At 67.1% G+C, this 22828-nt stretch carries 24 protein-coding genes; 9 read left to right on the forward strand and 15 right to left on the reverse strand.

Translation table 11 applies throughout. The features are described 5' to 3' along the window. Positions 1-80 precede the first annotated feature (80 nt). From ACSQ3O_RS03065 to ACSQ3O_RS03075, 3 genes are read left to right on the forward strand one after another with little or no spacing between them, the layout of a single operon-like run. Positions 81-1991 carry a trypsin-like peptidase domain-containing protein gene (locus ACSQ3O_RS03065; RefSeq protein ID WP_436137812.1) on the forward strand — a complete coding sequence of 637 codons (1911 nt, stop codon included), beginning with the start codon at positions 81-83 and terminating at the stop codon, positions 1989-1991. A gap of 7 nt (positions 1992-1998) precedes the next feature. Beyond that, positions 1999-3063: a Holliday junction branch migration DNA helicase RuvB gene (gene ruvB, locus ACSQ3O_RS03070; RefSeq protein ID WP_298452610.1), complete on the forward strand. Its 1065-nt coding sequence runs from the start codon at positions 1999-2001 to the stop codon at positions 3061-3063. 31 nt (positions 3064-3094) lie between these two features. After that, positions 3095-3958 (forward strand): hypothetical protein, encoded by an 864-nt coding sequence (locus tag ACSQ3O_RS03075; RefSeq protein WP_436137813.1) that lies wholly within the window; start codon positions 3095-3097, stop codon positions 3956-3958. A gap of 33 nt (positions 3959-3991) precedes the next feature. On the opposite strand, the gene ACSQ3O_RS03080 is transcribed toward ACSQ3O_RS03075, so the two are convergent. The 7 genes from ACSQ3O_RS03080 to ACSQ3O_RS03110 all read right to left on the reverse strand — a co-directional run bounded on the left by ACSQ3O_RS03080 (position 3992) and on the right by ACSQ3O_RS03110 (position 10579). Further along, positions 3992-5782 (reverse strand): lysoplasmalogenase family protein, encoded by a 1791-nt coding sequence (locus ACSQ3O_RS03080; protein ID WP_436137814.1) that lies wholly within the window; start codon positions 5780-5782, stop codon positions 3992-3994. 79 nt (positions 5783-5861) lie between these two features. Further along, complete coding sequence (locus ACSQ3O_RS03085) at positions 5862-7031, reverse strand: DSD1 family PLP-dependent enzyme (RefSeq protein ID WP_436137815.1); 1170 nt, start codon at positions 7029-7031, stop codon at positions 5862-5864. Beyond that, on the reverse strand, positions 7015-7656 hold the full coding sequence (locus ACSQ3O_RS03090) for a histidine phosphatase family protein (RefSeq protein WP_436137816.1): 642 nt from the start codon (positions 7654-7656) through the stop codon (positions 7015-7017). The genes ACSQ3O_RS03085 and ACSQ3O_RS03090 overlap by 17 nt, the downstream gene beginning before the upstream one ends. 23 nt (positions 7657-7679) lie before the next feature. Continuing rightward, complete coding sequence (locus tag ACSQ3O_RS03095) at positions 7680-8306, reverse strand: DUF4136 domain-containing protein (protein ID WP_436137817.1); 627 nt, start codon at positions 8304-8306, stop codon at positions 7680-7682. A 55-nt stretch (positions 8307-8361) separates the two neighbouring features. Further along, positions 8362-9315 (reverse strand): tRNA 2-thiocytidine(32) synthetase TtcA, encoded by a 954-nt coding sequence (gene ttcA / locus ACSQ3O_RS03100; RefSeq protein ID WP_436137818.1) that lies wholly within the window; start codon positions 9313-9315, stop codon positions 8362-8364. A gap of 71 nt (positions 9316-9386) precedes the next feature. Further along, a complete protein-coding gene (locus ACSQ3O_RS03105; RefSeq protein WP_124512601.1) occupies positions 9387-9758 on the reverse strand; it encodes a dihydroneopterin aldolase in 372 nt (123 codons plus the stop codon). A gap of 26 nt (positions 9759-9784) precedes the next feature. Then, positions 9785-10579 carry an SDR family oxidoreductase gene (locus ACSQ3O_RS03110; RefSeq protein WP_436137819.1) on the reverse strand — a complete coding sequence of 265 codons (795 nt, stop codon included), beginning with the start codon at positions 10577-10579 and terminating at the stop codon, positions 9785-9787. Between the two features lie 10 nt (positions 10580-10589). Between ACSQ3O_RS03110 and ACSQ3O_RS03115 the strand changes: the two genes are divergently transcribed. Next, complete coding sequence (locus ACSQ3O_RS03115) at positions 10590-11708, forward strand: class I SAM-dependent methyltransferase (protein ID WP_436141063.1); 1119 nt, start codon at positions 10590-10592, stop codon at positions 11706-11708. Positions 11709-11718: 10 nt separating this feature from the next. Here the strand turns inward: ACSQ3O_RS03115 and ACSQ3O_RS03120 are convergent, their stop codons facing one another. Further along, a complete protein-coding gene (locus tag ACSQ3O_RS03120) occupies positions 11719-13023 on the reverse strand; it encodes an aspartate aminotransferase family protein (protein ID WP_436137820.1) in 1305 nt (434 codons plus the stop codon). Between the two features lie 111 nt (positions 13024-13134). Here ACSQ3O_RS03120 and ACSQ3O_RS03125 point away from each other — a divergent pair, with 111 nt between their 5' ends. Together ACSQ3O_RS03125 and ACSQ3O_RS03130 are read left to right on the forward strand one after the other, a co-directional pair. Further along, positions 13135-14007 carry a LysR family transcriptional regulator gene (locus tag ACSQ3O_RS03125; RefSeq protein WP_436137821.1) on the forward strand — a complete coding sequence of 291 codons (873 nt, stop codon included), beginning with the start codon at positions 13135-13137 and terminating at the stop codon, positions 14005-14007. A 136-nt stretch (positions 14008-14143) separates the two neighbouring features. Continuing rightward, positions 14144-14338 carry a DUF2905 domain-containing protein gene (locus tag ACSQ3O_RS03130; RefSeq protein ID WP_436137822.1) on the forward strand — a complete coding sequence of 65 codons (195 nt, stop codon included), beginning with the start codon at positions 14144-14146 and terminating at the stop codon, positions 14336-14338. A gap of 23 nt (positions 14339-14361) precedes the next feature. Here the strand turns inward: ACSQ3O_RS03130 and otsA are convergent, their stop codons facing one another. The 3 genes from otsA to otsB are packed head-to-tail and all read right to left on the reverse strand — an operon-like array spanning position 14362 to position 18329. Continuing rightward, positions 14362-15741, reverse strand: coding sequence for an alpha,alpha-trehalose-phosphate synthase (UDP-forming) (otsA, locus tag ACSQ3O_RS03135; protein ID WP_436137823.1), 1380 nt, complete (start codon positions 15739-15741; stop codon positions 14362-14364). A gap of 48 nt (positions 15742-15789) precedes the next feature. Continuing rightward, positions 15790-17595 (reverse strand): glycoside hydrolase family 15 protein, encoded by a 1806-nt coding sequence (locus ACSQ3O_RS03140; protein WP_436137824.1) that lies wholly within the window; start codon positions 17593-17595, stop codon positions 15790-15792. Next, positions 17592-18329 (reverse strand): trehalose-phosphatase, encoded by a 738-nt coding sequence (gene otsB / locus ACSQ3O_RS03145; protein WP_436137825.1) that lies wholly within the window; start codon positions 18327-18329, stop codon positions 17592-17594. Before otsB ends, ACSQ3O_RS03140 begins: the two co-directional genes overlap by 4 nt. Positions 18330-18516: 187 nt before the next feature. Here otsB and trxC point away from each other — a divergent pair, with 187 nt between their 5' ends. Then, positions 18517-18954 carry a thioredoxin TrxC gene (gene trxC / locus ACSQ3O_RS03150; RefSeq protein WP_436137826.1) on the forward strand — a complete coding sequence of 146 codons (438 nt, stop codon included), beginning with the start codon at positions 18517-18519 and terminating at the stop codon, positions 18952-18954. 10 nt (positions 18955-18964) lie between these two features. Here the strand turns inward: trxC and ACSQ3O_RS03155 are convergent, their stop codons facing one another. From ACSQ3O_RS03155 to ACSQ3O_RS03170, 4 genes are read right to left on the reverse strand one after another with little or no spacing between them, the layout of a single operon-like run. Continuing rightward, on the reverse strand, positions 18965-19438 hold the full coding sequence (locus tag ACSQ3O_RS03155; protein WP_298452572.1) for a DoxX family protein: 474 nt from the start codon (positions 19436-19438) through the stop codon (positions 18965-18967). Positions 19439-19448: 10 nt separating this feature from the next. Beyond that, a complete protein-coding gene (locus ACSQ3O_RS03160) occupies positions 19449-20222 on the reverse strand; it encodes an HvfC/BufC family peptide modification chaperone (protein WP_436137827.1) in 774 nt (257 codons plus the stop codon). Further along, on the reverse strand, positions 20213-21064 hold the full coding sequence (bufB, locus tag ACSQ3O_RS03165; RefSeq protein ID WP_436137828.1) for an MNIO family bufferin maturase: 852 nt from the start codon (positions 21062-21064) through the stop codon (positions 20213-20215). Before bufB ends, ACSQ3O_RS03160 begins: the two co-directional genes overlap by 10 nt. 3 nt (positions 21065-21067) lie before the next feature. Next, a complete protein-coding gene (locus ACSQ3O_RS03170) occupies positions 21068-21355 on the reverse strand; it encodes a BufA1 family periplasmic bufferin-type metallophore (RefSeq protein ID WP_436137829.1) in 288 nt (95 codons plus the stop codon). A 198-nt stretch (positions 21356-21553) separates the two neighbouring features. Between ACSQ3O_RS03170 and ACSQ3O_RS03175 the strand changes: the two genes are divergently transcribed. Further along, positions 21554-22180 (forward strand): sigma-70 family RNA polymerase sigma factor, encoded by a 627-nt coding sequence (locus tag ACSQ3O_RS03175; RefSeq protein ID WP_298452560.1) that lies wholly within the window; start codon positions 21554-21556, stop codon positions 22178-22180. 1 nt (position 22181) lies between these two features. Then, positions 22182-22823: an NrsF family protein gene (locus ACSQ3O_RS03180; RefSeq protein WP_137748693.1), complete on the forward strand. Its 642-nt coding sequence runs from the start codon at positions 22182-22184 to the stop codon at positions 22821-22823. Positions 22824-22828: the final 5 nt, after the last annotated feature.

Consider the following 22828-nt stretch of genomic DNA (forward strand, 5'->3'; position numbering starts at 1 on the left):
ATCGCGGGGACTTCAACTCAGGGGAGGCCTCCAAAAATGGCTTGTTTCAGTTTCATACACCGGGGGAAAGAATGAAAAGCATGAAGCTTCTGATTTCTCGGGGCTGGTTGGTGGCAGGTGTTGTCTCCGCACTGCTGGGGTGCGGTGGCGGCAGCCAGGACGTCAGCGAGGCGCCTCGGACAACCCGCGTGGATGGGTGGACGCAGCCCGCCAGCACTGACCAAGGGGTTTCCCACGTCCGGCTGCGTGCCGCTTCGGCGCCCCCAGTTGCGGTGTCCTCTACTATCCGCCTTGGAGCGATTGGGCAAGAGCGAACCTTGTCTGCAGGGATGGGAGTGGGCCCTCGCCTGATCGGGGTGGCGCGCAACGTGAGTGAGACGGCTGCCACCGCGCAGACCCTTGAGCAGTTTCAGTGGAAGCCGAGTCCGGCCGGTGGGCTGATCGCAGCCATCAGCTTTGATGCGGAAGGCGCCCATGGCTTGCGTCTGGGCGTGGTGGCCAAACAGCTCCCAGGCAGCGCCACGTTGCGCCTGTACAGCCAGGCCGATCCCGGCACGGTTTTCCAGATTTCCGGCCAGGAGGTGCTGCAGCGCATTCAGCGGCTGGCGGGGGCGGGTGGCACTGGCCTGGATGCCCAGACCTGGTGGACACCCGATCTGGGCTCGAACGAGGTGACTCTGGAAGTGGAACTGCCGCCTGGCACTGCGGTGGCCGCCCTGGATATCTCGATTCCACGCCTGTCGCATATTTTCGAGAACCTGTCCCTTCCCCAAGAGGACGAGATCACCACCAAGATCAATGAGGCAGCGGCTTGCCATCTGGATGCCACCTGCTACGACGCTTATGCCAATCAGCGCGATGCTGTGGCACGGATGATGTTCACGTCGGAGGGCAACAGCTACCTGTGCACGGGAACGCTGCTCAATGACAGTTCTTCATCGGGGACCCCGTACTTTCTGACGGCCAACCACTGCATCTCGTCGGCAGCCGAGGCCGACTCGCTTCAGACCGACTGGTTCTACAGGACGCCTACCTGCAACAGTCGCACGCTCTCGCCATCGATGACCCGACGTCTGGGCGGTGCGACGCTTCTGTTTGCGTCCAGCAGCTTCGACATGACGCTGCTCAAGCTCAACGAGGCGCCGCCTGCGGGTGCCTACTTTGCTGGCTGGGATGCGAGTCCTCAAGCGCTGGGTTCTGCGGTTGTCGGCCTGCACCACCCTCGCGGCGATATGCTCAAGTTCAGCCAAGGCACCTTGCTTAGTCAGACACAGTGCACCACCCCCAGTGAGGGCACGGTGTTTCAGTGCCAAGGGAGTAGCGGCAACTACTACCAGGTGAACTGGAGCCAGGGAATCACAGAGGGGGGTAGCAGTGGATCAGCGCTCTTCAATCCTGCGAACCAGGTTATCGGAACGCTTTATGGCGGAAGTTCGAGATGCTCTGCGGTGGCGTCATCTGATTTTTATGGCCGTTTTGACAAGGCTTTCGACGCTTCGTTGAAAAATTGGCTTGCGCCCACTGGAGCAGTCCCGTCTGGCACTGCGCGTGTCGCCGTGTATCGGTTTTTCAATGGGGTGACAGGGGCGCACTTTTTCACTGCCAGTTTGGCTGAACGGGACAACACCCTGCTGAATGCCCCCAGTTTTGCCTACGAGGGTGTCGCGTTTTATACGCAAGGAAGCGCGCAGCTCTCCAACATGCCGGTGTTCCGTTTTTATGGCACGACCGGTGGTGCGCACTTCTACACCAGCAGTGCCCAGGAACGTGACAACGTGCTCAGCACCCAGCCAGCATTCCGTTACGAAGGGATTTCGTGGTATGCATCCCCCGCCGCAACTTCTGGGGCGTCGGCTGTGTACCGCTTCTACAGGCCGTCCAAGCAAGTCCACTTCTACACCATCGGCCTTGCCGAGCGCGACTACATCATCGCCAACAACCCCGAGTACGTGTACGAGGGCGTGGCCTATTACGCATGGATCAGTCCGTAAGCACTGCATGACCATCCAAACCGACGATTTCGCCCCCGCCCCCACCAAGCGCGTTGTCTCCGCAGCGCCCAGCTCCCCCCAAGAGGAGGCCATTGAGCGGGCCCTGCGGCCCAAGCTGCTGCAGGAGTACGTGGGCCAGGCCAAGGCGCGGGAGCAGCTTGAAATCTTCATCGGTGCGGCCAAAAAGCGTGAAGAGGCGCTGGACCATGTGCTGCTGTTTGGCCCGCCGGGCCTGGGCAAGACCACGCTGTCGCACATCATCGCGGCCGAGCTGGGGGTCAACCTGCGCCAGACCAGTGGGCCCGTGCTCGAAAAGCCCAAGGACCTGGCGGCGCTGCTGACCAACCTCGAAAAGAACGACGTTCTTTTCATCGACGAGATCCACCGCCTGTCGCCCGTGGTCGAGGAAATCCTTTACCCGGCGCTGGAGGACTACCAGATCGACATCATGATCGGCGAAGGGCCCGCCGCGCGCAGCATCAAGCTCGACCTGCAGCCCTTCACCCTGGTGGGCGCTACCACGCGTGCGGGCATGTTGACCAACCCGCTGCGCGACCGTTTCGGCATCGTCGCGCGGCTAGAGTTCTACACGGCCGAAGAGCTGGCACGCATCGTCAAGCGCAGCGCGGGCCTGCTCAACGCGCCCATGGATGACGACGGCGGCTTTGAAATCGCCCGACGCTCGCGTGGCACGCCACGCATTGCCAACCGGCTGCTGCGCCGCGTGCGCGACTATGCCGAGGTCAAGGGCGATGGCCGCATCACCAAGACCATCGCCGACAAGGCGCTGGCCATGCTCGACGTGGACCCACAGGGTTTTGACGTGATGGACCGCAAGCTGCTTGAAGCCGTGATCCACCGCTTTGACGGTGGCCCCGTAGGGCTGGACAACATCGCCGCCAGCATTGGCGAAGAGGCGGGCACCATCGAGGATGTGATCGAGCCCTACCTGATCCAGCAGGGCTTTTTGCAGCGCACGCCCCGTGGGCGCATTGCCACGCTCGCGGCCTTCCGCCACCTGGGGCTGCAGCCCCCGGCGCAGCGCAGCAACCCCGATCTGTTCGGGGCCTGATCCCTCTGGGCACAGGCTGGCAGCGCAGGCGATGGCGCGGCAACGGCGGCGTGGCCGCAAACACCTTTCTCCCCGCAAAAAGTCCGGCCCCCCGCTGCAGGACGAAGACTTCGCGGCCCTGATCGGCCTGAACCCCTTTCAATGGACCGTGCAGCAGTTGGCGTTGGTGCTGGCGTGCGCCAGCGTGGTGTTGCACGCCTTCATCACGCTGTGCTACGGCGTGGCGCCTGTGTTCGTCGGCGCGCCCGTGAGCCTGGTGGGCTTGCCTGCACTGGTCTGGCTGGTGGCCGACGGGGTCTGGGCCTGGGCCCTGGTGTGCACGCTGCGCAGGCGCTGGGGCCCGCCGCGCGATCTGCCCGTGGACCCACGATCCGCCTGGCGCTATGGCAGCGGGTTCTGCCTGGCGGCCGTGTCTGCGGGGCTGGCGGTGGCGGGCGCATGGCAGCCCATGTGGCGCGGTCTGGCGGGAGCGGGGGCTTCTTGGCCGTTGTGGCCGGTGCAGGTGGCACTGCCGGTGTGCCTGCCGCTGGCGCAGGAGCCTTTGGCGGGCACAGCCATCGCAGTGGCGTTTGGTGCGCTGGTGGTCAGTGTGGTGGTGCTCAAGTGGCTGGGGCTGGCCCGGCTGTTCCTGCTGCTGGTGGCCGTGAGCCTGGTGGCGTTTGCCGCGTGGGTCTGGGGCGAAGCCTGCGTGCGGTTCGCGGGCGCCCGGGGGCTGGCGGGTGTGGCCCTGCCTGCCATCCAGGCAGAGGCCCTGGCGGCACCCGCTGACTTCAACGCCTGGGTCTGGGCCCTGTGGTGGATCGGCGTGTTGCTCTGGCTGGCTGCGGCCTCGGCCGTGGCGGGTATCTTCCACCTGCCGCGCGTGGCCCTGGAGGCCATGCGGCACCGGGCATGATGCACGCAGGGCCGCTGCAGCGGCGGGGTGCCCTCAGGCCGTGGCGGCTGCCGAGGGGGTTGCCTGGTGCGAACGGCCTCGGGCGCTGCTGCCCGCTTTCTGCCCCAGCAGCCAGCCCCCCACGATGAGCGCCTGCGCCGCGTAGTACGTGGACAGCACCCACACCTGCGACAAGGGCAGGGGCTGCACAAAACGGTTGGTGGCCAGCAGCGAATCGCTCAGCATGAAGAACCCCGCGCCGAGGGCGACCAGCAGCGCAGGCCCATCGCGCAGCACGGTGGCCCGCCCGATGGCCTGGGCCGCCATCAGCGCAATCACCAGCACGTAGGCCGCCACGGGTGCTCGCAGCGCGGGCGGCAGGCCACCCGTCCACAAAAACGCGTACATCGCCACGCCAATGCCCAGTGTGGCCACCAGCGCGCCCCGGTGCGGAAACCAGCACTGCCCGCGTTTGAACAGGGCCACATAAAACAGGTGCGCCACCAGAAAGCTCACCAGCCCCGGGATGAAGAAACCCGGAACCATCAAAAACACATCGCCTGCCAGCGACCCGGCCAGCGCAGCCGCCATCAGCCACCAGTTCTTGTGGTCAAAACGGCCTTCTCCGCGCAATGGGTAAGCGCTAAAAGCTATTAAAACAATAGCAATCACCATCGTCAGAGGCTTGAAGATCCAGTGCCATTCGGTCAGCCCCAGCGCACTGGTGGCGGTGGCAAGGGCGGCGCTCTGCAGCATCAGCGCCATCCACATGCCGATGCGCCCCTGCATCACGGCGCCCAGCGCCCACTGGCTGACCAGCAGCACTGAAAACCAGATCGCGTTGTGCGTCAGCGGCGCCGCGTCAGCCTGCCACAGGAAGGCCGCCACTCCGGCCAGCAAGATGCCAAACTGCACCAGCGCAAACCCCTGCACGGTGCGCGACATGGGCGGGTGGTACAGCTGCATCTGCGCCATGCTGAAGGCGGGCTTGGGAAAACGCTCCGCCACATCCGCAGGCCGCCAGCCCGGTGGTTTGATCCAGACCTTGAGCTTGTCGAGCCAGCTGCGCGCGTGCCAGCTGTCGTGCGCCAGGCCCGCGTAAACCTGGGCGTTGGCCCACAGCGGGTCCCAGCTGTTGAGCAGGCCGCGCGTGCCATACACGCACCGCTCCTGGTCGTCTTCATCCTTGAAGGTGCCGAACATCCGGTCCCACACGATCAGGACGCCGCCATAGTTTTTGTCCAGGTAGGCGTCGTTCACCGCGTGGTGCACGCGGTGGTTGCTCGGGCTGCAGAACCAGCGGTCAAACCAGCCCAGGCGCCCCACCTGCTCGGTGTGTACCCAGAACTGGTACAGCAGGTCGATGAGCGCCACTATGGCAAACACCAGCGGTGGCACACCGGCCAGCGCCATGGGCACATAAAAGATCCAGCCCAGCAGCGCGCCCGAACTCGTCTGGCGCAGCGCGGTGCTGAGGTTGTAGTCCTGGCTCTGGTGGTGCACCGCGTGCGCGGCCCACAGCACGGCCGACTCATGCCCCATGCGGTGCAGCCAGTAGTAGCAGAAGTCATAGAACACCAGTGCCAACAGCCAGCCCGGCAGGCTGGTCCAGAAGGCATCGTTGCGCCACAGCGCCACATGCTCGAACAGAGCCATGTAAATGCCAATGCGCAAGAGCCGCGTGAACACCGCGCTGGTCTGGCTGAGCATGCCCAGACTGATGCTGCTCACGGCATCGGCCAGCCGGTAGGTGTTGCGCTGGCGCTTGTAGCCAACGGCCAGCTCAATGGCGATCAGCAGGAAGAAGACCGGGGTGGCAAAGACAATGATCTGGCTGGGGCTCATGGCGCTGGATTGTGGTCCAGCAGCCAGCCCACACTGGAGCAGGCGAACCCCTAGATCCCTGCCGTTTAGAGGGCTGCGCCTATGTCAGCGCACCCCTGGCATCCACCTTGATGATGCGCTCCACCGTGCCCGTCGCCAGGCCGCCGCGCACGCCGATCAGGAAGTCGTGCAGGTTCACCGTCGGGTCGCAGTGGCCGGGGATGAGCCAGAGCATGCGGCCGAGCGTGGGCAGGCGGGCCTCGGGGCCGTCGGCATACAGCAAGCCATGTTCGTCGCCGCCATTGGCGTAGCGCAGCGCATGCCCGGGGGGCAGCAGGGCCACGGTGGGCAGGCCGGAGTCGATGGCATGGCTCTTGTGGCCCGCATCGCACACTGCGTGGGTGTCGCGCACCGACACCACCTGGGTTTTGACGAACAGCGCGTGTTCAAACGCGGGCTGCGCGGGCTCGCGTTCGTTGCGGGCGTAGTCCGCGTCCATGAACATGAAGGAGCCCGCCTGCAGCTCGCCGAACACGCCGCTGGCGGCCTCGTGCACCAGGGTGCCGGTGCCCGACCCGGTGATCAGTGGCACGGTCAGGCCCTCGGCCTCGATGAGCTGGCGTGTATGGTTGGCAGCGCGCACTACCTGGGCAATGGCCTCGCGGCGGCCCACGCTGCTGCCCAGGTGCTGGGCACGGCCATGGTAGGCCTGCAGGCCCGCAAACCGCAGGCGCGGGCTGCGCGAGACGGCCAGCGCCAGCGGCACGGCGGCCTCGCCTGGCGGCACACCGCAGCGGCCCTGGCCCACGTCGATCTCCACCAGCACGTCGATGCCCGCATCGCTGCCATGCTGCGCCATGGCTTCGGCCAGGCGGGTGATGCCCTCAGGGTGGTCCACCGCCACGCCCAGGCGCCCGCCGCGCGCCGCCAGCTGGGCGGCCAGCCGCGCCACGCGGTGCAGCTTGGGCATGGCGATCACCTGGTTGGTGATGGTGATGTCTCGCACGCCACCGGCGGCCAGGGCCTCGGCCTCGGCCACCTTCTGCACACACACGCCTTGGGCACCCGCCTGCTGTTGGAGCAGGGCCAGCTCGGCGCTTTTGTGCATCTTGGCGTGGGGGCGCCAGCGCACATGGTGCTTGCGCGCAAAGTCGGCCATGCGCTGGATGTTGCGGTCCATGGCGTCCAGGTCCACCACCAGGGCCGGGGTGTCGATCAGATCCACGCGTTGGCCGATGGTGGACTGCAGGGCTTCAGGAATGGGTTTCATCGCGTGCGGCTTGTTGGTCCAGGTGCTGCGTGTCGGCCCAGCCCACCAGGCTCAGGCCGTCGGGTGTCCACAGCAGGCGGTTGATGGCCGCATTGGAGAGTTGCCAGGTACGGGGCGCCTGGATGTCCTGGCGCGTGGCCAGGCGGTACAGCACATCGAGCACGCCGCCGTGCGCCACCATCACCACCTGCTCGCCCAGGTGTTGCTGCGCCAGCAGGGCCACGGTGCGTTCGATGCGTTCTCGCAGCGTAACCAGCGACTCGCCGCCCTCGGGCGCGTAGTGCGGGTCGCGCTTGCGCCAGCGGTGGGCGTCCTCGGGCAGCTCTGCCTCGATCTCGGCAAAGGTGCGGCCCTGGAAATGGCCAAAGCTGCGCTCGCGCAGGCCGGTGTGGGTGGTGAGCGGCGCGCCCGTGGCGCTCGCCACGGCCTGGGCCGTGGCATGGGCGCGCTGCAGGTCGCTGGTGTAGATCGCTGCAATGGGCTCGTCGGCGAGCGCACGGGCCACCTGGTCGGCCTGCCACAGGCCGGTGGTGTTGAGCGGAATGTCCAGGTGGCCCTGGATGCGGGTGTCCACGTTCCAGGCGGTTTCGCCATGGCGGATGGCAACGATGCGGGTGGCTTGCATGCGGTGGGGGAGGGCTGTGCTTTTCAGTGAGCGGGCGGGGCCAGGGGCAGGCGCACCTGCCGGGGGCCCTGGGGTGGCTTCGGAAAGCCGTTGAGCGCGGCGTCGAATAGCACGCCATACACGGCCGGGTCGCTCACCCACACGTCTTCGTGCACGGCCGAGGTTTCGTACACCACGGCCTGGCTGGCTGCGTCGCGCATCACGATGCTGACCGCGCGGCGGTGCAGGGGCGCGGGCTCGCCAAAACGCCAGAGGCCATGCACGCCCCAGCCACCCCGGCCATACCAGCCGCCCATGCCCCAGGGGCCGGGGCCATATGCGCCATAGGGGCCATAAGGCCGGAAGGGGTCATAGCGCGGCACCGCATCGGCTTGCACGCCCAGCTGCACCAGCAGGCGGGGCGCGGCATCGTCGCGCTGCAGGCCTGCGCGGGCCAGGGCCTGCTCGGCCAGCGTGGCAATGGCGTCAAACGAGGGCGCCTGCTGGGAAGGCAGGCGCTCGATGCGGTAGGTGGCGGGCGCAGGCGCGGCTGCCAGCGTCGAGAAGCTCTGTACCTGGCCTTCGACCACGCGCGTGGTGCTGCAGCCTGCGAGCAGGGCGGTGACCAGGCCGAGTGCAAGAAGGGGAATCCATCGGCGTTGGGCTGTCATGGTCAGAGGCTCCAGAAAAAGAGATCTCTGTGGGAGTGCCGCAGCGCGCCAGGGTTCACGACAGCTGCACCACCTGCACGCCGGGCAACGAGGGCGAGGGCGCCACGAACTCTTCCTTGTCAAACGCCTTGTCGCCATCTTCGCTGGCAATGCCCGTGGCCTTGGCGTTCTTGAAGTCGTACAAACCGCCGTCCAGCAGGTGCGAAGGCACCACGTTCTGCAGCGCGGTGAACATGTTCTCCACGCGGCCGGGGAATTTCTTCTCCCACTCGCGCAGCATCTCGCCCACCTGCTTGCGCTGCAGGTTCTCCTGGCTGCCGCACAGGTTGCAGGGGATGATGGGGAAGTCGCGGTGCGCGGACCAGCGCGCGGTGTCCTTCTCGGCCACATAGGCCAGCGGGCGGATCACCACATGCTTGCCGTCGTCGCTCACCAGCTTGGGCGGCATGCTTTTCATCTTGCCGCCGAAGAACATGTTGAGCAGCAGGGTTTGCAGGATGTCGTCGCGGTGGTGGCCCAGCGCAATTTTTGTGCAGCCCAGCTCGTCGGCCACGCGGTACAGGATGCCCCGGCGCAGGCGGCTGCACAGGCTGCAGGTGGTCTTGCCTTCGGGGATCAGCTTCTTGACGATGCTGTAGGTGTCTTCGTTCTCAATGTGGAAGGGCACACCGGTGCTGGCCAGGTATTCGGGCAGCACATGCTCGGGAAAACCGGGCTGCTTCTGGTCCAGGTTGACGGCCACCAGATCAAAGTGGATGGGCGCGCGGGCCTTGAGCTTGAGCAGGATGTCCAGCAGCGTGTAGCTGTCCTTGCCGCCGGACATGCACACCATGACCTTGTCGCCCTCTTCAATCATGTTGAAGTCCACGATCGCCTTGCCGACCTCGCGGCACAGGCGCTTTTCGAGCTTGTGGGTCTCGCGCTCGATCTTGATCTCAGGGCGTGGTGCGGTGGCGGGCGCGGGGGCGGCCACGGCGGGGGCTTCGGCTTCTGTCCAGACGGTACTCATCCCCCGATTGTCTCATTCCCGCTGTTTTTTGCGGTGCAGGCGGCTGTTCAGGGGGCGCCGCCGCAAGGGGCTCACCACTGCCCGGTTTCCACCCGGATCGCCACTTCGCAGTCGTCAAAGATCTCCAGCTTGGCGATCTTCACGCGCACGCCCAGCACGCCGGGCAGCTGCATCAGGCGGTTGGCCAGCTTGCCGATCAGGCTCTCCAGCAGGTTCACATGCTCGGCGCGGCACTCGTCGATGATGATCTGGCGCACCTTGCGGTAGTCCAGCACATGCAGGATGTCGTCGTCGCGTGGGGTGAGCGGCTGCACACCCAGGCTCAGCTCGGCATCGACCTGGATGGGCTGCGGGTCGGTCTTTTCGTGGTCGAGGATGCCCAGGTTGGCGTCAAAGCGCAGCCCGGTGAGCGTGAGGATCTGGGTGCCTGCAGCGTAGGTCATGAATAGGTCCTGGCGTGAGCAGGTGCTCACATCAAAGAAAAATCGCGGTCAAACTTCATCAGGTGCTGGCCGCCATCGACCAGCAGCGTGGTGCCGGTGATCGACCGGTTCTCCAGCGCAAACTTCACGGTGGCCGCCACATCCTCGGCGGTGGACGAGCGCCCCAGGGGCGAGAGCGCGTGCAGCTGGGCGAACTTGTCGTCGCTGAGCATGTGGCTGGTGAGCGTGAGGCCCGGCGCCACGCCCACCACCCGCACGCGCGGTGCCAGCGCCAGCGCCAGCATGGTGCCGGCGGCTTCCAGCGCGGACTTCGACAGCGTGTAGCTCACAAAATCGGGGTTCTGGTTCCAGAGCTTCTGGTCCAGCAGGTTGACCACTGCGCCCTGCGCGTCGGCCTCGCCCGCCGCCACGCGGTCGGCCACATGCTGGTGCAGTGCCTGGGCCAGCAGCACCGGGGCGGCGGTGTTGCTGCGCAGGTGCTTCTCCAGCGCAGCAAAACCAAAGGTGGTGGCGTTGTCGTGCTCGAACAGCGAGGCACTGTTGACCACCGCATCGACGCAGCCAAAGTGCTCCACCACGCGGGGCAACAGGCCACGCACGGCGGCCTCGTCTTCAAAATCTGCATCAAAAAGGGCACTGCCGCGCGTCAATTGTGCGCAGGATGCTACGGTATCCATAGCATCCTGCTGCGACGAGCGGTAGTGCACCGCCACCTGCCAGCCACCCGCCGCCAGCGCCAGCGCAATGCTGCGGCCCAGGCGCTTGGCAGCGCCGGTGACCAGCACGGTGCGGGGGCGGGAGGGCGGGGAAGAGAGAGGCATGTGGGAGACAATGCGGGCCGTGACCCAAAGACCCGACAGTTTAACGACCGCCCTGCACCAGCACATCGCCCAGGCCATTGCCGCCGAAGGCGGCTGGCTGGGGTTTGACCGCTTCATGGCGCTGGCCCTCTACACCCCCGGCCTGGGCTACTACGCCAACGACTCCACCAAGTTCGGCGCCATGCCCGAGTCGGGCAGCGACTTTGTGACCGCGCCCGAGATGACCCCCTTGTTCGGCCAGACCCTGGCTGCGCAGGTGGGCGAGGCGCTGGCGCAGACCGGGACCGACGAGGTGTGGGAGTTCGGCGCGGGCTCCGGCGCGCTGGCCCTGCAACTGCTCGATACCTTGGGCGACCAGGTGCAGCGCTACACCATCGTCGATCTGTCAGGCAGCCTGCGCGCGCGCCAGCAGGCCAGGCTGGTGGCCCACGCGCACAAGCTGCGCTGGGTGGATGCGCTGCCCGAGCACATCGAAGGCGTGGTGGTGGGCAACGAGGTGCTGGATGCCATGCCCGTGCAGCTGCTCGCGCGCCACGGTGGCCAGCAGGGCGGCGTGTGGCACGAGCGCGGCGTGGTGGTGGAGGGCGACGGCCGCTTCGCCTGGGCCGACCGCCCCACGGCCCTGCGCCCACCCCTCGACATCGAAGGCCCGCAGGACTACCTGACCGAGATCCACGCCCAGGGCGAAGGCTTCATGCGCATGCTGGCCGACCGGCTCACGCGCGGCGCAGCCTTTTTGCTGGACTACGGTTTTGGCGAAAGCGAGTACTACCACCCCCAGCGCCACATGGGCACGGTGATGTGCCACCAGGGGCACCTGGCCGATGGTGACCCGCTGGTGGCGGTGGGCTTGAAGGACATCACCGCCCACGTCAACTTCACCGCCATGGCGCTGGCCGCGCAGGAGTCGGGCCTGAACGTGCTGGGCTACACCACGCAGGCGCATTTCCTCATCAACTGCGGTTTGCTCCCAAAAATGGAGCAGCTACCGCAAGAGGGACGGGCGACAGCGGCCAAATTGATCATGGAGCACGAAATGGGCGAGCTGTTCAAGGTGCTGGCCGTGGGCGCGGGCGAGGCCTGGGAGCCCATGGGCTTCAGCCACGGCGACCGCAGCCACCGGCTGTAGCCCACCGTCTTCACACGCAGCGCGCAATGGCCTGCCCCAGCAGGTCCAGCCCCTGGTCGATCTCGGCATCGCTCACCGTGAGCGGCGGGGCAATGCGGAACACACCGCCCATGCCGGGCAGCTGCACCACGTTCATCGACAGGCCAAGCGCCATGCATTCGCGCGTGATGGCCGCGCCCAGGCCGTCGGCGGGTTCCTTGGTTGCGCGGTTTTTCACGATCTCCATGCCCAGCAGCAGGCCACGCCCGCGCACATCGCCAATGCAGTCGTAGCGCTGCTGCAGCGCGCGCAGCCCGGCCTCCAGCCGCGCACCGGCCACCTGCGCGCGCTCGGCCAGGCGGTCGCGCTCGACGATCTCCAGCACCTTGAGGCCGATGGCAGCGGGCAGCGGGTCGCTCACATGGGTGGTGTAGAACAGGTAGCCACGCTCGTGCGCCTTGTCCTCGATCTCGGCGGTGGTGACGATGGCTGCCAGCGGCAGGCCCGCGCCCAGCGTCTTCGACAAGGTGAGGATGTCGGGCACCACGCCGTCGCGCTCGAACGCGAACATCGTGCCCGTGCGGCCCACGCCGGTCTGCGCCTCGTCCAGGATCAGCAGCATGCCGCGCTCCTCGCACTTCTTCTTGAGCGCGGCCAGGTAGCCCGGCGGCAGGTCGATGATGCCGCCCGAACTCAAGATGGGCTCGGCAATGAACGCCGCCAGGCTGCCGCTGGACTGGCGGTCCACCAGGTCAAAGCCGTAGTCCAGCTCGGCCTGCCAGTCATACGCACCGCTCGCGTCAAAAAAGCGCGGCCGGTAGCCAAAGGGCGCGTTGATGGCCAGCGAGCCCGCCGCCGCCGGGCCCACGCCACGCCGCCCCGCGCTGTAAGTGGCCGATGCCGCACCGCCCGTCATGCCGTGCCATGACTGGGCAAAACCCACGATCTCGTACTTGCCCGTGACCAGCTTGGCCATGCGGATGGCGGCCTCGTTGGACTCGGCGCCGGTGGTCAGCAGCAGGCTGCGTTCCAGCGCGCCGGGCGTCACTTCGGCCAGGCGCGTGGCCAGGTCCACCACGGGGCGCGAGAGCATGCCGCTGAACAAATGCTCCAGCCGGTGGGCGTAGTCGCCGATCACGGCGCTGATCTCGGGGTGGCAGTGGCCCAGCACGGCGCTCATCTGGCCCGAGGTGAAGTCGAGGATGGGGCGGTCGTCCGCGTCGTACACATAGCTGCCCGCAGCGCGCTCGATCACCATGGGCGCAAAGCTGCCGCCGTAGCGCACCAGGTGCTGGCGGGCGTGGGCCCAGAAGGCGGGGTCGTCGTTGCGGGACATGGCAAGCTCCAAAAGAAAAGAGGGGTTGGCGGCCACTCTAGGCACTTGCATGGGTTCAGTAAAACGAATAGTTTTCACAGCTGAAATCAATTCTGCTGATATCTCAAGCCCATGGCCACACCCACCCTCGACATCGACCTGCTGCGCAGTTTTGCCGCCGTGGCCCAGGCGGGCACGCTGGGCGCAGCGGCCGAACGTGTGGGCCGCACGCAGTCGGCCCTGAGCATGCAGATGCAGCGGCTGGAAGACGCCTGCGGCCAGGCCTTGCTGCACCGCACCGGGCGCGGCGTGCGGCTGACGCACCCGGGCGAGCGCCTGCTGGTGCATGCGCGCCGCATCCTGCACCAGCATGACGAGGCGCTGGCCGACCTGGCGGGCACGGGCCTGGCCGGTGCGCTGGCCGTGGGCTGCCCCGACGACTACGCCGCCGCCTTTTTGCCGCACCTGCTGCGCGGCTTTGCGCAGCAGCACCCGCTGGCGCGTGTGGACGTGGTCTGCGCCAGCACGCCCCGCCTGCGCGAGCGGCTGGCCACCCGCGCGCTGGATGTGGCGCTGGTGTCCACCCCCTGGGGCGCCGCGCCCGAGCCCGGCATGCTGCCCGCGCTGCGGCGCGAGCCGCTGGTGTGGGTGGCCGCCCCCGGCGTGCAGCCGCGCGACTGGGACCCGCTGCCGCTGGCGCTGTCCGACCCCGATGTGCTGGACCACCTGGCCGCGCGCGAGCGCCTGGACGCGCAGGGCCGCCGCTACCGCGTGGCCTACGCCAGCGGCAGCCTCACCGGCCTCACGGCGGTGGTGCGGGCGGGCTCGGCCGTGGCCGTGCTCACCCGCTGCGCCGTGCCGCCCGACCTGCAGGTGCTGCCGCCCGACGCGGGTCTGCCCGAGCTGCCGTTGCTGGCCATTGGCGTCGCCTTTGCGGGCGGGCAGCCCACGCCGCTGGCGGCTGCGTTTGCCCACCATGTGCGGGATGTGCTGCCGTCGCTTTAGGAATCGGATTGCTATTAAAAATATAGCTATCAGGGCATGATGGACGGGCGAGATCGGCTTTTTTCCCCAAACTGCATCTCGTGCGGCGGCTCGAAAGGGCTCGGCGCCGGGGCCTGGCGCCTACACTCGGCGCACCATGATCCGCTGGCTCCTCGTCATCTTCCTGGCCCTGATGCTCATCAGCTGGCTCACGCCCCTGCTGCGCCGCCTGGGCTTTGGGCGCCTGCCGGGGGACCTGCGGTTTCGCTGGCTGGGGCGCGACTGGGATGTGCCGCTCGCGTCCACGCTGCTGCTGAGTTTTGTGGTGAGCCTGCTGACCAAGCTGCTGTAGAAAGACCCCGAACCCGCAGGTTGTTACTGCTCTGCCGCTTGCAACGCGTCCATGAACGCCTTGCGCCACCAGTGCACGTCGTGCTCCCGGATGCGCGCCATGAGCTTCTGGTGGCGCGCCTGCCGCTCGGCCAGCGGCATCTGCAGCGCCTGCTGGATGCTGTCTGCCACGCCCTGGGTGTCGTAGGGGTTCACCTGCAGCGCTTCTTTCAGCTGCTCTGCCGCACCGGCAAAGCGTGACAGCACCAGCACGCCGGGGTTGTCCGGGTCCTGCGCCACCACGTATTCCTTGGCCACCAGGTTCATGCCGTCGCGCAGCGGTGTGACCAGCCCCACGGCGGCGGCGCGGCACAGGCCCGGCACACGTTTACGCGCCACCATGCGGTGGATATAGCGCACGGGCATCCAGTCCAGCTCGCCATAGTCGCCGTTGACTGAGCCGCACAGGCCCTCCAGCTCGTGGCGCAGGTCGGCATAGGCGTGCACGTCGTCGCGGCTGGGCGAGGCGATCATGATCATCGTGGCGCTGCCCCGGTTTTCGGGGTAGCGGTCCAGCAGCTCGCGGAAGGCCCGCACGCGGTGCGGGATGCCCTTGGAGTAGTCGAGCCGGTCAATGCCCAGCAGCAGGCGCCTGCGCGAATACTCGTCGCGCATGTTCTGGTAGGTCTCCACCGCGTCGGGGGCGTGCGCGAGGCGCGTGAACTCGTCCACGTCGATGCCGATGGGAAACGACTGCACCACCACCGTGGCCCCGAAGGCGCGCACGCGCTTTTCGTCCACCGCTTCGGCGCTGCCTTCGTTGCGCACATAGCGCGTGAAATGTGAAACATCGGCCTCGCTCTGCAGGCCCACCAGATCGTAGGCAAACAGCGACCGCATCAGCCATTCGTGCTGCGGGATGGCCGCCATGATGAGCGGCGGCGGCATGGGGATGTGCAGGAAGAAACCGATGCGCTGCTTGCAGCCCATGGCGCGCAGCTCGGCGGCCAGCGGGATCAGGTGGTAGTCATGCACCCAGATCACATCGTCGTCGCGCAGCAGCGGCAGCAGCTTGCGTGCAAACATCTGGTTCACGCGCCGGTAGCCTGCGATGTAGCTGGCGCTGAAGTCGGCCAGGTCCAGCCGGTAATGGAACACCGGCCACAGCACGCTGTTGCTGTAGCCGTGGTAGTAGCTGTCGTGGTCTTCGCGGCACAGGTCCACGGTGGCCAGGGTGACGGCGCCGGCCTGGCGTGTGTGCAGTTCGCCTTCGCCGGGTGTGCCGCCTTCGACCACGGTACCGCTCCAGCCAAACCAGAGTCCTCCGGTCTGGCTCAGGGCTTCACCCAGGGCGACAGCCAGGCCGCCTGCAGCGGGTTTGCGGGGATCTGCGAGGCGGTTGGAGATGACGACAAGACGGCTCATGGACCGATCATCGTTGTGGATCGGTCCCGGCCATTGTCGGACAGCGCCTCAAATCACGCTGTCCCAGGGCGCCGACAGGCGCACGGCGGCGTTGATCACGCCCACCATCGAGTAGGTCTGTGGGAAGTTGCCCCACATCTCGCGGGTGTCGGGGTGCGTGTCTTCCGACAGCAGGCCCAGCGGGTTGCGGGCGGCCAGCATGGTCTCGAAGATGGCCCGTGCCTCGGCCTTGCGGCCAATGCGCGCCAGCGCGTCGATGCGCCAGAAGGTGCAGATGTTGAAAGCCGTTTCGGGCTTGCCGAAGTCGTCGGCCGCTTCGTAGCGCCGCATGTAGGGGCCATCGCACAGGCTTTTTTCCATGGCCTCCACGGTGCTCACAAAGCGCGGGTCTTTCGGGTCGATGAGGCCCACCTCGGCCATCAGCAACACGCTGGCATCCAGCTCATGCCCGCCAAAGCTCTCGGCAAACGCTTGGCGCTCTTCGCACCACGACTTGTCGAGGATCTCGGCGCGCATGCGGTCGGCATGTTGCTGCCAGTGGCTGGCACGGTCGGCCAGCTGCAGCGTGGCGGCGATCTTGGCGAGGCGGTCGCAGGCGGCCCAGCTCATCAGGGCCGACGAGGTGTGCACCCGGGCGCGCGTGCGCAGCTCCCACATGCCCGCGTCGGGCTGGCCGTACACGCGCACGGCGTTGTCGCCCACCTGTTCCAGCCGCTTGAATTCGGCCAGGTCCGCGCGGTGCAGCAGGCGGTGGTCGTGGAAGGCCTGGGCCGCGCCCAGCACGATGTTGCCGTACACGTCGTGCTGAAAATGCTCGGCCGCCTGGTTACCCACGCGCACCGGGCCCATGCCCCGGTAGCCCGCCAGCTGGGGCACAAAACTTTCGGGCAGGTCTTTCTCCAGCCCAATGCCATACAGCGGCTGGATATGGCCGTCGCCGCCTTCGACCACCACGTTGCTCAGCCAGCGCAGGTAGTCCTCCATGGTGCCCACCTCGGAGATGCTGTTGAGCGCGCGCACCACAAAAAAAGCATCGCGCAGCCAGCAGTAGCGGTAGTCCCAGTTGCGGCCGCTGTGGGCGGATTCGGGGATGCTGGTCGTCATGGCGGCCACGATGGCGCCGGTTTCCTCGTACAACGACAGCTTGAGCGTGATGGCTGCGCGGATCACCGCGTCCTGCCACTCCAGCGGAATGGCCAGCGCGCGGCTCCAGCTGCGCCAGTAGGCCGTGGTCTCCTGCTCGAAGTGGCGGGCGGTGTCGGCAATGCCGTCCACCAGCGTCTCGTCGGCGCCCAGCAGAAAGTTGTGTTCGCGCGTGAGCACAAACGCCTGGCCCGACAGCACATGCGACACCGGCGCATCGGTGGACAGGCGCAGCGTCATGCTCTCGCCCACATAGCGGATGTGGTTGCTGCCGCGCGTGATCTCGGGCGTGGTCTGGCCCCAGTCGTAGCGCACCTTGAGCGCCACCCGGATGCGCGGAGACCCTTGGATGGGGCGCACCCTGCGCACCAGCGTCATGGGCCGGAAGTAGCGCGAGCGGCTGTAAAAGCGCGGCGCAAAGTCGGTGATCTCGATGCCATGGCCCGACTTGTCGAACAACTGCGTGCGCAGGATGGCGGTGTTCGGCTCGTACCACTGGTGGGCCGATGCCAGGTCTTCCAGCTCGATCGCAAAGTGGCTGCCCTCGTCGCCGGGCTGCAGCAAGGCGTTGAACACCGGGTCGCCGTCAAAGCGCGGCAGGCAGCACCACACCATGCGGGCGTGGTCGTCGATGAGTGCGCTGATGGCGCAGTTGCCGATCATCCCGAGGTTGAGCGAGCCCGTCTGGGCCTGTGTGGTGGCTGTGTTCATCGTTCGCGCTCCAGCGTTGTGCGTGCAGACGAAAGCCAGCCCCGCAGTGCGGCCGATGTCATGCAGCGGTGTTGTGCCATGGTGGGCCCTTCGCCCACCTTGATGCCCCAGCCGCCCAGCGTCTGCACAGCCGCAAAACCGGCTTCGTCGGTGACGTCATCGCCCACAAAGACCGGCGTGCGGCCCTCAAAGGGGGGCTGCGTCATGAAGTCGATGATGGCCTGGCCCTTGTGAACGCCACGGGGCTTCACTTCAAAGACACATTTGCCGCGCAGCAGTTCCACACCGTCCACCTCGCGCATGGCCCGCACCAGCGTGTCGTGGCACAGGGATTCGAGGTGGGGGACCAGGCGGTAGTGCAGGGCCACGCTCACGCGTTTGGTTTCCACCAGCAGGCCGGGGTGGCGCGCTGCCAGGGCCTGGGCGGCCTGCAAGACAGGCTCCAGGGCGGGTGGTGCGGTGGCGGGCACCGAAGTGTCAAAGAGGCGGTATTGGGCCCCATGTTCGCTCGCCAGCGGCAGGCGCAGCGGCGCCAGAAATCCGTCGATGTCGGCCTCGGGCCTGCCGGTCACGATGGCCAGCGCGCCACCCAGCTGGGCGTGCAACGATGACAGCGTGGGAATCAGGCCCGATGCGATGCGCACCGCCTCGGGGCGCGGCGCCAGCTCGGTGAGCGTGCCATCGAAATCGAGGAAAAGCGCATGGGCAGTTGTCAGTGTGGGGAGCAGCTGCATGCGCGAAACCATAGCAGACGCTGCAATGCAGGCAAGGCCACCAGGGGGATTCAGGGCTGGTAAACGCGCGCAAGGTCTGCGACCGGTTGCAACTGGAGTGGCCGCAGATTGCCGCGCGGACTCTTGAAACCGCGCGCCTGCGGCGCCAAGTGATCACCAAGCTTTTTGCCTCTACTCTTGCCGCGCCATGACCGAAGCCCTGCACATCGTCTGTCCCCATTGCCACACCACCAACCGCGTGCAGAGCGCTGACCTGGGCAGCGCGCCCGATTGCGGCCAATGCCATCGGCCCCTGTTTGCGGGGGCGCCGCTGGAGCTGGATGCGACCAGTTTTGACAAGCATGTGGCGCGCAGCCACATTCCGGTGCTGGTGGACTTCTGGGCCCCGTGGTGTGGACCTTGCCGCCAGATGGCGCCCGCCTTTGCGCAGGCCGCCCGCGAGCTGGAACCCCGCGTGCGCCTGGCCAAGCTCAATAGCGAAGACCAGCAGGCCATCGCGGCGCGCTATGCCATCCGCAGCATTCCGACCATGATCCTGTTCCAGCAGGGGCGCGAGGTGGGGCGCATTTCGGGCGCACTGGGGGCGGCAGACATCGTGCGCTGGGTGCGCACCACCGCAGGTTGATGCGCAGCGGTCAGCGGATTCCCAGCACGCGGTCCAGCGACACGTTGCCTGCACCGCGCCCCACCAGGTACAGCATCAGCCCCGCCCACGATAGGTGGGTGGGCCATGCGTCCGGGTAGACAAACAGTTGAATCGTCAGTGTCATGCCCAGCAGTGCCAGCGCCGACAAACGCGTAAACAGGCCCAGCACCAGCAGCACCGGAAACAGGTGCTCCGCCACGGTGGCCATCTGCGCCGCCAGCTCGGGCGGTAGCACAGGCAGCTTGTATTCGTCGCGGAACAGCGCATACGCGCTGTCGGAGATGGTGAACCAGCCCTCGACCTTGGTGCGTGCCGACATCCAGAAGATGCCCGCGATAGCCACCCGGTTGACCAGGGCCAGCAGGCTGTGCGGGGTGAGCCAGGCGGCGGTGTCGGCCAGGCGCGCCAAGAGCACGCGGGGGCCTTTGGCGGGTGCAGTGGGGAAGTGTGTGCTGGTGGTCATGAAGGGCTCCTCAGCCTGGGCGTGAATCGGTGGGTAAATCGGTGGGTATCAAGGCGCCTGCGTCCAGCAAGGTGCTGATCAGGGCGGCAAAGTCGGCGGTGGGTTCTGCATTCAGGGCCGAAGTGGCGGCGGCCTCCAGCGTGTGGCCATCGGCGCAGGCGTCCAAAAAAACCACGCCTGCCCGCGACACGGGGTGCCACACCACTTCTGCGTGGGGCCGGGTGAGCAAGGCGCCATCGCCCGTCCACTCCAGCGGCTCTGCCGGGGTCAGGCCTTCACGGTGGTTGTGCCACAGGGCGTAGGCGGGATGTTCTTCGCACCAAGCCCAGCGTGCAGCGGGGTGGGGCCGCAGTGATGCTCGGGGCAAGCTGTCAGGGGTTTGCTGGGCCAGCCAGTGGCGGTCCACGGCGGTGGCATCTGCCGCCAAGTGGCATTCGGTCCAGCAGCGGTCCAGGCGCGCCACGGCGCTCAGGTAGGGCAGCTCGGCGGCCGGGGCAAACCCGGCCAGAAAGTCGGCAAACCCCGCGCCATAGCTCACCAGCAGGCCGTCACGCGGCGGCTGGGCGCGGGCAAACACTGCCGCAGCGGCGCGGAACCAGTCGTCACCCACCAGCTGGCACACCGTGGGGTAGTTGGCCTGCAGCGCATCGATGCAGCCCTTGAGCACGGTGTTGCGGTACACGGCAAAACCCGGTTGAGACTCCAGTGCAGACAGCCACGGCGCATCGGCTGCCTGGCCGAGCAGTGCGGCAGAGAAGCCGTCCTGGAAGGTGCTCAGCTGCACGCTGCCTCCTCGGGCTGCGCTGCGGTGAGCGCGTTGTGGGCCTGTTCCCTCTCGGCCAGCAGTTCGCTGAAGACGGGCAGCTGGTCGTCTCGCTCGATGAGGGTGGGCACAGGGCCGGTGCGTGCGATCACCTGCGCATACAGCGCCCACACGGCGGGCGCCACAGGCGCATCGTGGCTGTCGATGAGCAGCGCATCGCCATGCACCGGGTCCGCATGGTGGCCCGCCAGGTGTATTTCGGCCACGGCGTGCAGTGGGAAAGCGTTGAGGTAGGCCTGTGCGTCAAAGCCCAGGTTGTTGGCGCTGATGTACACGTTGTTCACGTCCAGCAGCAGGGCGCAGCCGGTGCGCCGCACCAGCTCGGCCAGAAACTCGGTCTCCAGCCAGTCATGGCCGTCGATGTGCAGGTAATGCGTGGGGTTCTCGATGGCGATGGGGCGTTGCAGCACATCCTGCGTGCGGGCGATGTTGTCTGCAATGCGCTGCAATGCGGCCTGTGTGCGCGGAAACGGCAGCAGGTCAGGCAGGTACTGCCCGCGCCAGGTGGACCAGGCCAGGTGCTCTGAAATGATGGCGGGCTCCACACGCTTTGCGAGGGCAGCTAGCCGCGCCAGGTGGGCCGCATCGGGCGGCGCGTCGGCTGCGAGCGACAGCGACACGCCATGCAGGGCCACCGGGTGGCGCGCACGGATGGCTTCGAGCCAGGCCAGGCGCGGGCCGCCGTTGGCCAGGTAGTTCTCGGGGTGCACCTCCCACCACAGGCCGGGGGCGGTGCATCGCAGCGCCTCGTCGTAGTGCTGGGGCTTGAGGCCCAGGCCGGCGGTGAGAGGGCACGTGGTCATCGGTCAGGCCTTGGTGGGGGCCAGCGAGCCCATGCCCTTGGGCGTCTTGATCGTGGTGCATGTGCCTGCGGGCACAAACTTCCAGGCGTTGCCCTGATAGTCCATCTTGGACGAACCGGCGCAGGTGGTGCCGGGGCCTGCTGCACAGTCGTTCTTGCCGGCCATCGACACGCCGTAGCACTTCTCCATGGCAGGCTTGGCTCCTTCGGCGGGCTTGGTCTGGGCAATGGATGCACCAGAAGCCAGGGCGGCAATTGCAAGGGCGCCGATGCTGAGGGTACGAGTGGTCATGGTGAGGTTCTCCAGAAAAGTAAGGGTTGAAACTGACCGGGGCTGCACAGTGGCTGCTCCAAACTGCCCGATCTGCGTTGTAATTCGCGCAGCCCCGTGGGCCGGTTACACCGCATCTATAAATAGTTGTCCATTGTTTTTTTCGCACGGGGTGTAACCCACAAGCCTCAGGACCCGAATTCCCCTCAGGGAGACACCATGGAGATAGAAGAACGGCTGCGCGGCTTGCTGCTGCAGGGGCTGGACGCGGACGCTGCCGCCTACCAGCGCTTTCTGAAAGAGCTGAGCGCTCACCTGCGCGCGTTTTTGCGCCGCCGCCTGGCGCAGCGGCCCGACGAGGTGGAGGATCTGGTTCAGGAGACGCTGCTGGCCGTGCACAACCAGCGCCACACCTACCGGCCCGAGATGCCGGTGACGGCCTGGGCGCATGCGATTGCGCGCTACAAGCTCATCGACTGGCTGCGCTCGCATGCCGCCAAGGAGGCGCGCAACGACCCGCTGGACGATGCGGACGAGCTGTTTGCCAGCAGCGACAGCGAGGCGGCCGAGGCGCGGCGCGACCTGGGGCAGTTGTTGCAGACCCTGCCTGACAAGCAGCGCCTGCCGATCGAGTATGTGAAGCTGGAAGGTTTGTCGGTGGTCGAGACGGCACGCCTCACGGGGCTGTCGGAGTCGGCCGTCAAAGTGGGCGTGCACCGGGGGCTCAAGGCCCTGGCCGCCAGGATCAGGGACATGGCTTACGCGCCACAGGGTTCAGGCGCACCGCCCGGCACACAAGACCGGGCCGTGTTGCACCCCGAGGTGCGGAAGCCCCAGAGGAAATAGCATGAAAACCGATGAATTGATCCACCTGTTGGCTGCGGACGACCGGCCCGTGCAGCGTACCGCCATCGAGCAACGGTTTGCCGTTGCCAGCGCCGTCGGCATTGCGGGCGCCGGGGTGCTGATGCTGGCGCTGTTTGGCCTGCGCCCTGACCTGCTGGTGACCATGGCGCTGCCCATGTTCTGGGGCAAGCTGGTGTTTGCGGCCGCCCTGGCGGCTGCAGGCCTGGCGCTGCTGCGCCGCATGGCCCGCCCGGGCATGCCGCTGGTCCACGCTGCCCTGTGGCTGGCCGTGCCACCGCTGGTGCTGTGGGCCCTGGCCGCAGTGGCGTTGGCACAGGTGCCTGCAGCTGAGCGTGCGCCGCTCATCCTGGGCAGCACCTGGCGCACCTGCCCGTTCAACATCGCGGCGCTGTCGGTGCCTGCGTTTGTGGCCGGGTTCTGGGCGCTTAAGGGCGCGGCGCCCACCCGCCTGGCTTGGGCGGGTGCGGGCGCGGGCCTGCTGGCCGGGGCGCTGGGCGCCTTGGTCTATGCCCTTCACTGCCCCGAGATGGCCACACCCTTCCTGGCGGTGTGGTACCTGGCGGGCATCGCCATCCCCACCGCGCTGGGCGCCGTACTGGGGCCGCGCCTGCTGCGCTGGTAAGAGCC

The sequence above is a fragment of the Acidovorax sp. LjRoot74 genome, assembly GCF_964254355.1.
Classification (GTDB): Bacteria; Pseudomonadota; Gammaproteobacteria; order Burkholderiales; family Burkholderiaceae_C; genus Acidovorax.

What these genes read in the sequence shown, in the direction of transcription:
- ACSQ3O_RS03065 (WP_436137812.1), top strand. Translation starts at nt 81, where the DNA reads ATGAAGCTTCTGATTTCTCGGGGCTGGTTGGTGGCAGGTGTTGTCTCC.
- ruvB (WP_298452610.1), top strand. Translation starts at nt 1,999, where the DNA reads ATGACCATCCAAACCGACGATTTCGCCCCCGCCCCCACCAAGCGCGTT.
- ACSQ3O_RS03075 (WP_436137813.1), top strand. Translation starts at nt 3,095, where the DNA reads ATGGCGCGGCAACGGCGGCGTGGCCGCAAACACCTTTCTCCCCGCAAA.
- ACSQ3O_RS03080 (WP_436137814.1), bottom strand. Translation starts at nt 5,782, where the DNA reads ATGAGCCCCAGCCAGATCATTGTCTTTGCCACCCCGGTCTTCTTCCTG.
- ACSQ3O_RS03085 (WP_436137815.1), bottom strand. Translation starts at nt 7,031, where the DNA reads ATGAAACCCATTCCTGAAGCCCTGCAGTCCACCATCGGCCAACGCGTG.
- ACSQ3O_RS03090 (WP_436137816.1), bottom strand. Translation starts at nt 7,656, where the DNA reads ATGCAAGCCACCCGCATCGTTGCCATCCGCCATGGCGAAACCGCCTGG.
- ACSQ3O_RS03095 (WP_436137817.1), bottom strand. Translation starts at nt 8,306, where the DNA reads ATGACAGCCCAACGCCGATGGATTCCCCTTCTTGCACTCGGCCTGGTC.
- ttcA (WP_436137818.1), bottom strand. Translation starts at nt 9,315, where the DNA reads ATGAGTACCGTCTGGACAGAAGCCGAAGCCCCCGCCGTGGCCGCCCCC.
- ACSQ3O_RS03105 (WP_124512601.1), bottom strand. Translation starts at nt 9,758, where the DNA reads ATGACCTACGCTGCAGGCACCCAGATCCTCACGCTCACCGGGCTGCGC.
- ACSQ3O_RS03110 (WP_436137819.1), bottom strand. Translation starts at nt 10,579, where the DNA reads ATGCCTCTCTCTTCCCCGCCCTCCCGCCCCCGCACCGTGCTGGTCACC.
- ACSQ3O_RS03115 (WP_436141063.1), top strand. Translation starts at nt 10,590, where the DNA reads ATGCGGGCCGTGACCCAAAGACCCGACAGTTTAACGACCGCCCTGCAC.
- ACSQ3O_RS03120 (WP_436137820.1), bottom strand. Translation starts at nt 13,023, where the DNA reads ATGTCCCGCAACGACGACCCCGCCTTCTGGGCCCACGCCCGCCAGCAC.
- ACSQ3O_RS03125 (WP_436137821.1), top strand. Translation starts at nt 13,135, where the DNA reads ATGGCCACACCCACCCTCGACATCGACCTGCTGCGCAGTTTTGCCGCC.
- ACSQ3O_RS03130 (WP_436137822.1), top strand. Translation starts at nt 14,144, where the DNA reads ATGATCCGCTGGCTCCTCGTCATCTTCCTGGCCCTGATGCTCATCAGC.
- otsA (WP_436137823.1), bottom strand. Translation starts at nt 15,741, where the DNA reads ATGAGCCGTCTTGTCGTCATCTCCAACCGCCTCGCAGATCCCCGCAAA.
- ACSQ3O_RS03140 (WP_436137824.1), bottom strand. Translation starts at nt 17,595, where the DNA reads ATGAACACAGCCACCACACAGGCCCAGACGGGCTCGCTCAACCTCGGG.
- otsB (WP_436137825.1), bottom strand. Translation starts at nt 18,329, where the DNA reads ATGCAGCTGCTCCCCACACTGACAACTGCCCATGCGCTTTTCCTCGAT.
- trxC (WP_436137826.1), top strand. Translation starts at nt 18,517, where the DNA reads ATGACCGAAGCCCTGCACATCGTCTGTCCCCATTGCCACACCACCAAC.
- ACSQ3O_RS03155 (WP_298452572.1), bottom strand. Translation starts at nt 19,438, where the DNA reads ATGACCACCAGCACACACTTCCCCACTGCACCCGCCAAAGGCCCCCGC.
- bufB (WP_436137828.1), bottom strand. Translation starts at nt 21,064, where the DNA reads ATGACCACGTGCCCTCTCACCGCCGGCCTGGGCCTCAAGCCCCAGCAC.
- ACSQ3O_RS03170 (WP_436137829.1), bottom strand. Translation starts at nt 21,355, where the DNA reads ATGACCACTCGTACCCTCAGCATCGGCGCCCTTGCAATTGCCGCCCTG.
- ACSQ3O_RS03175 (WP_298452560.1), top strand. Translation starts at nt 21,554, where the DNA reads ATGGAGATAGAAGAACGGCTGCGCGGCTTGCTGCTGCAGGGGCTGGAC.
- ACSQ3O_RS03180 (WP_137748693.1), top strand. Translation starts at nt 22,182, where the DNA reads ATGAAAACCGATGAATTGATCCACCTGTTGGCTGCGGACGACCGGCCC.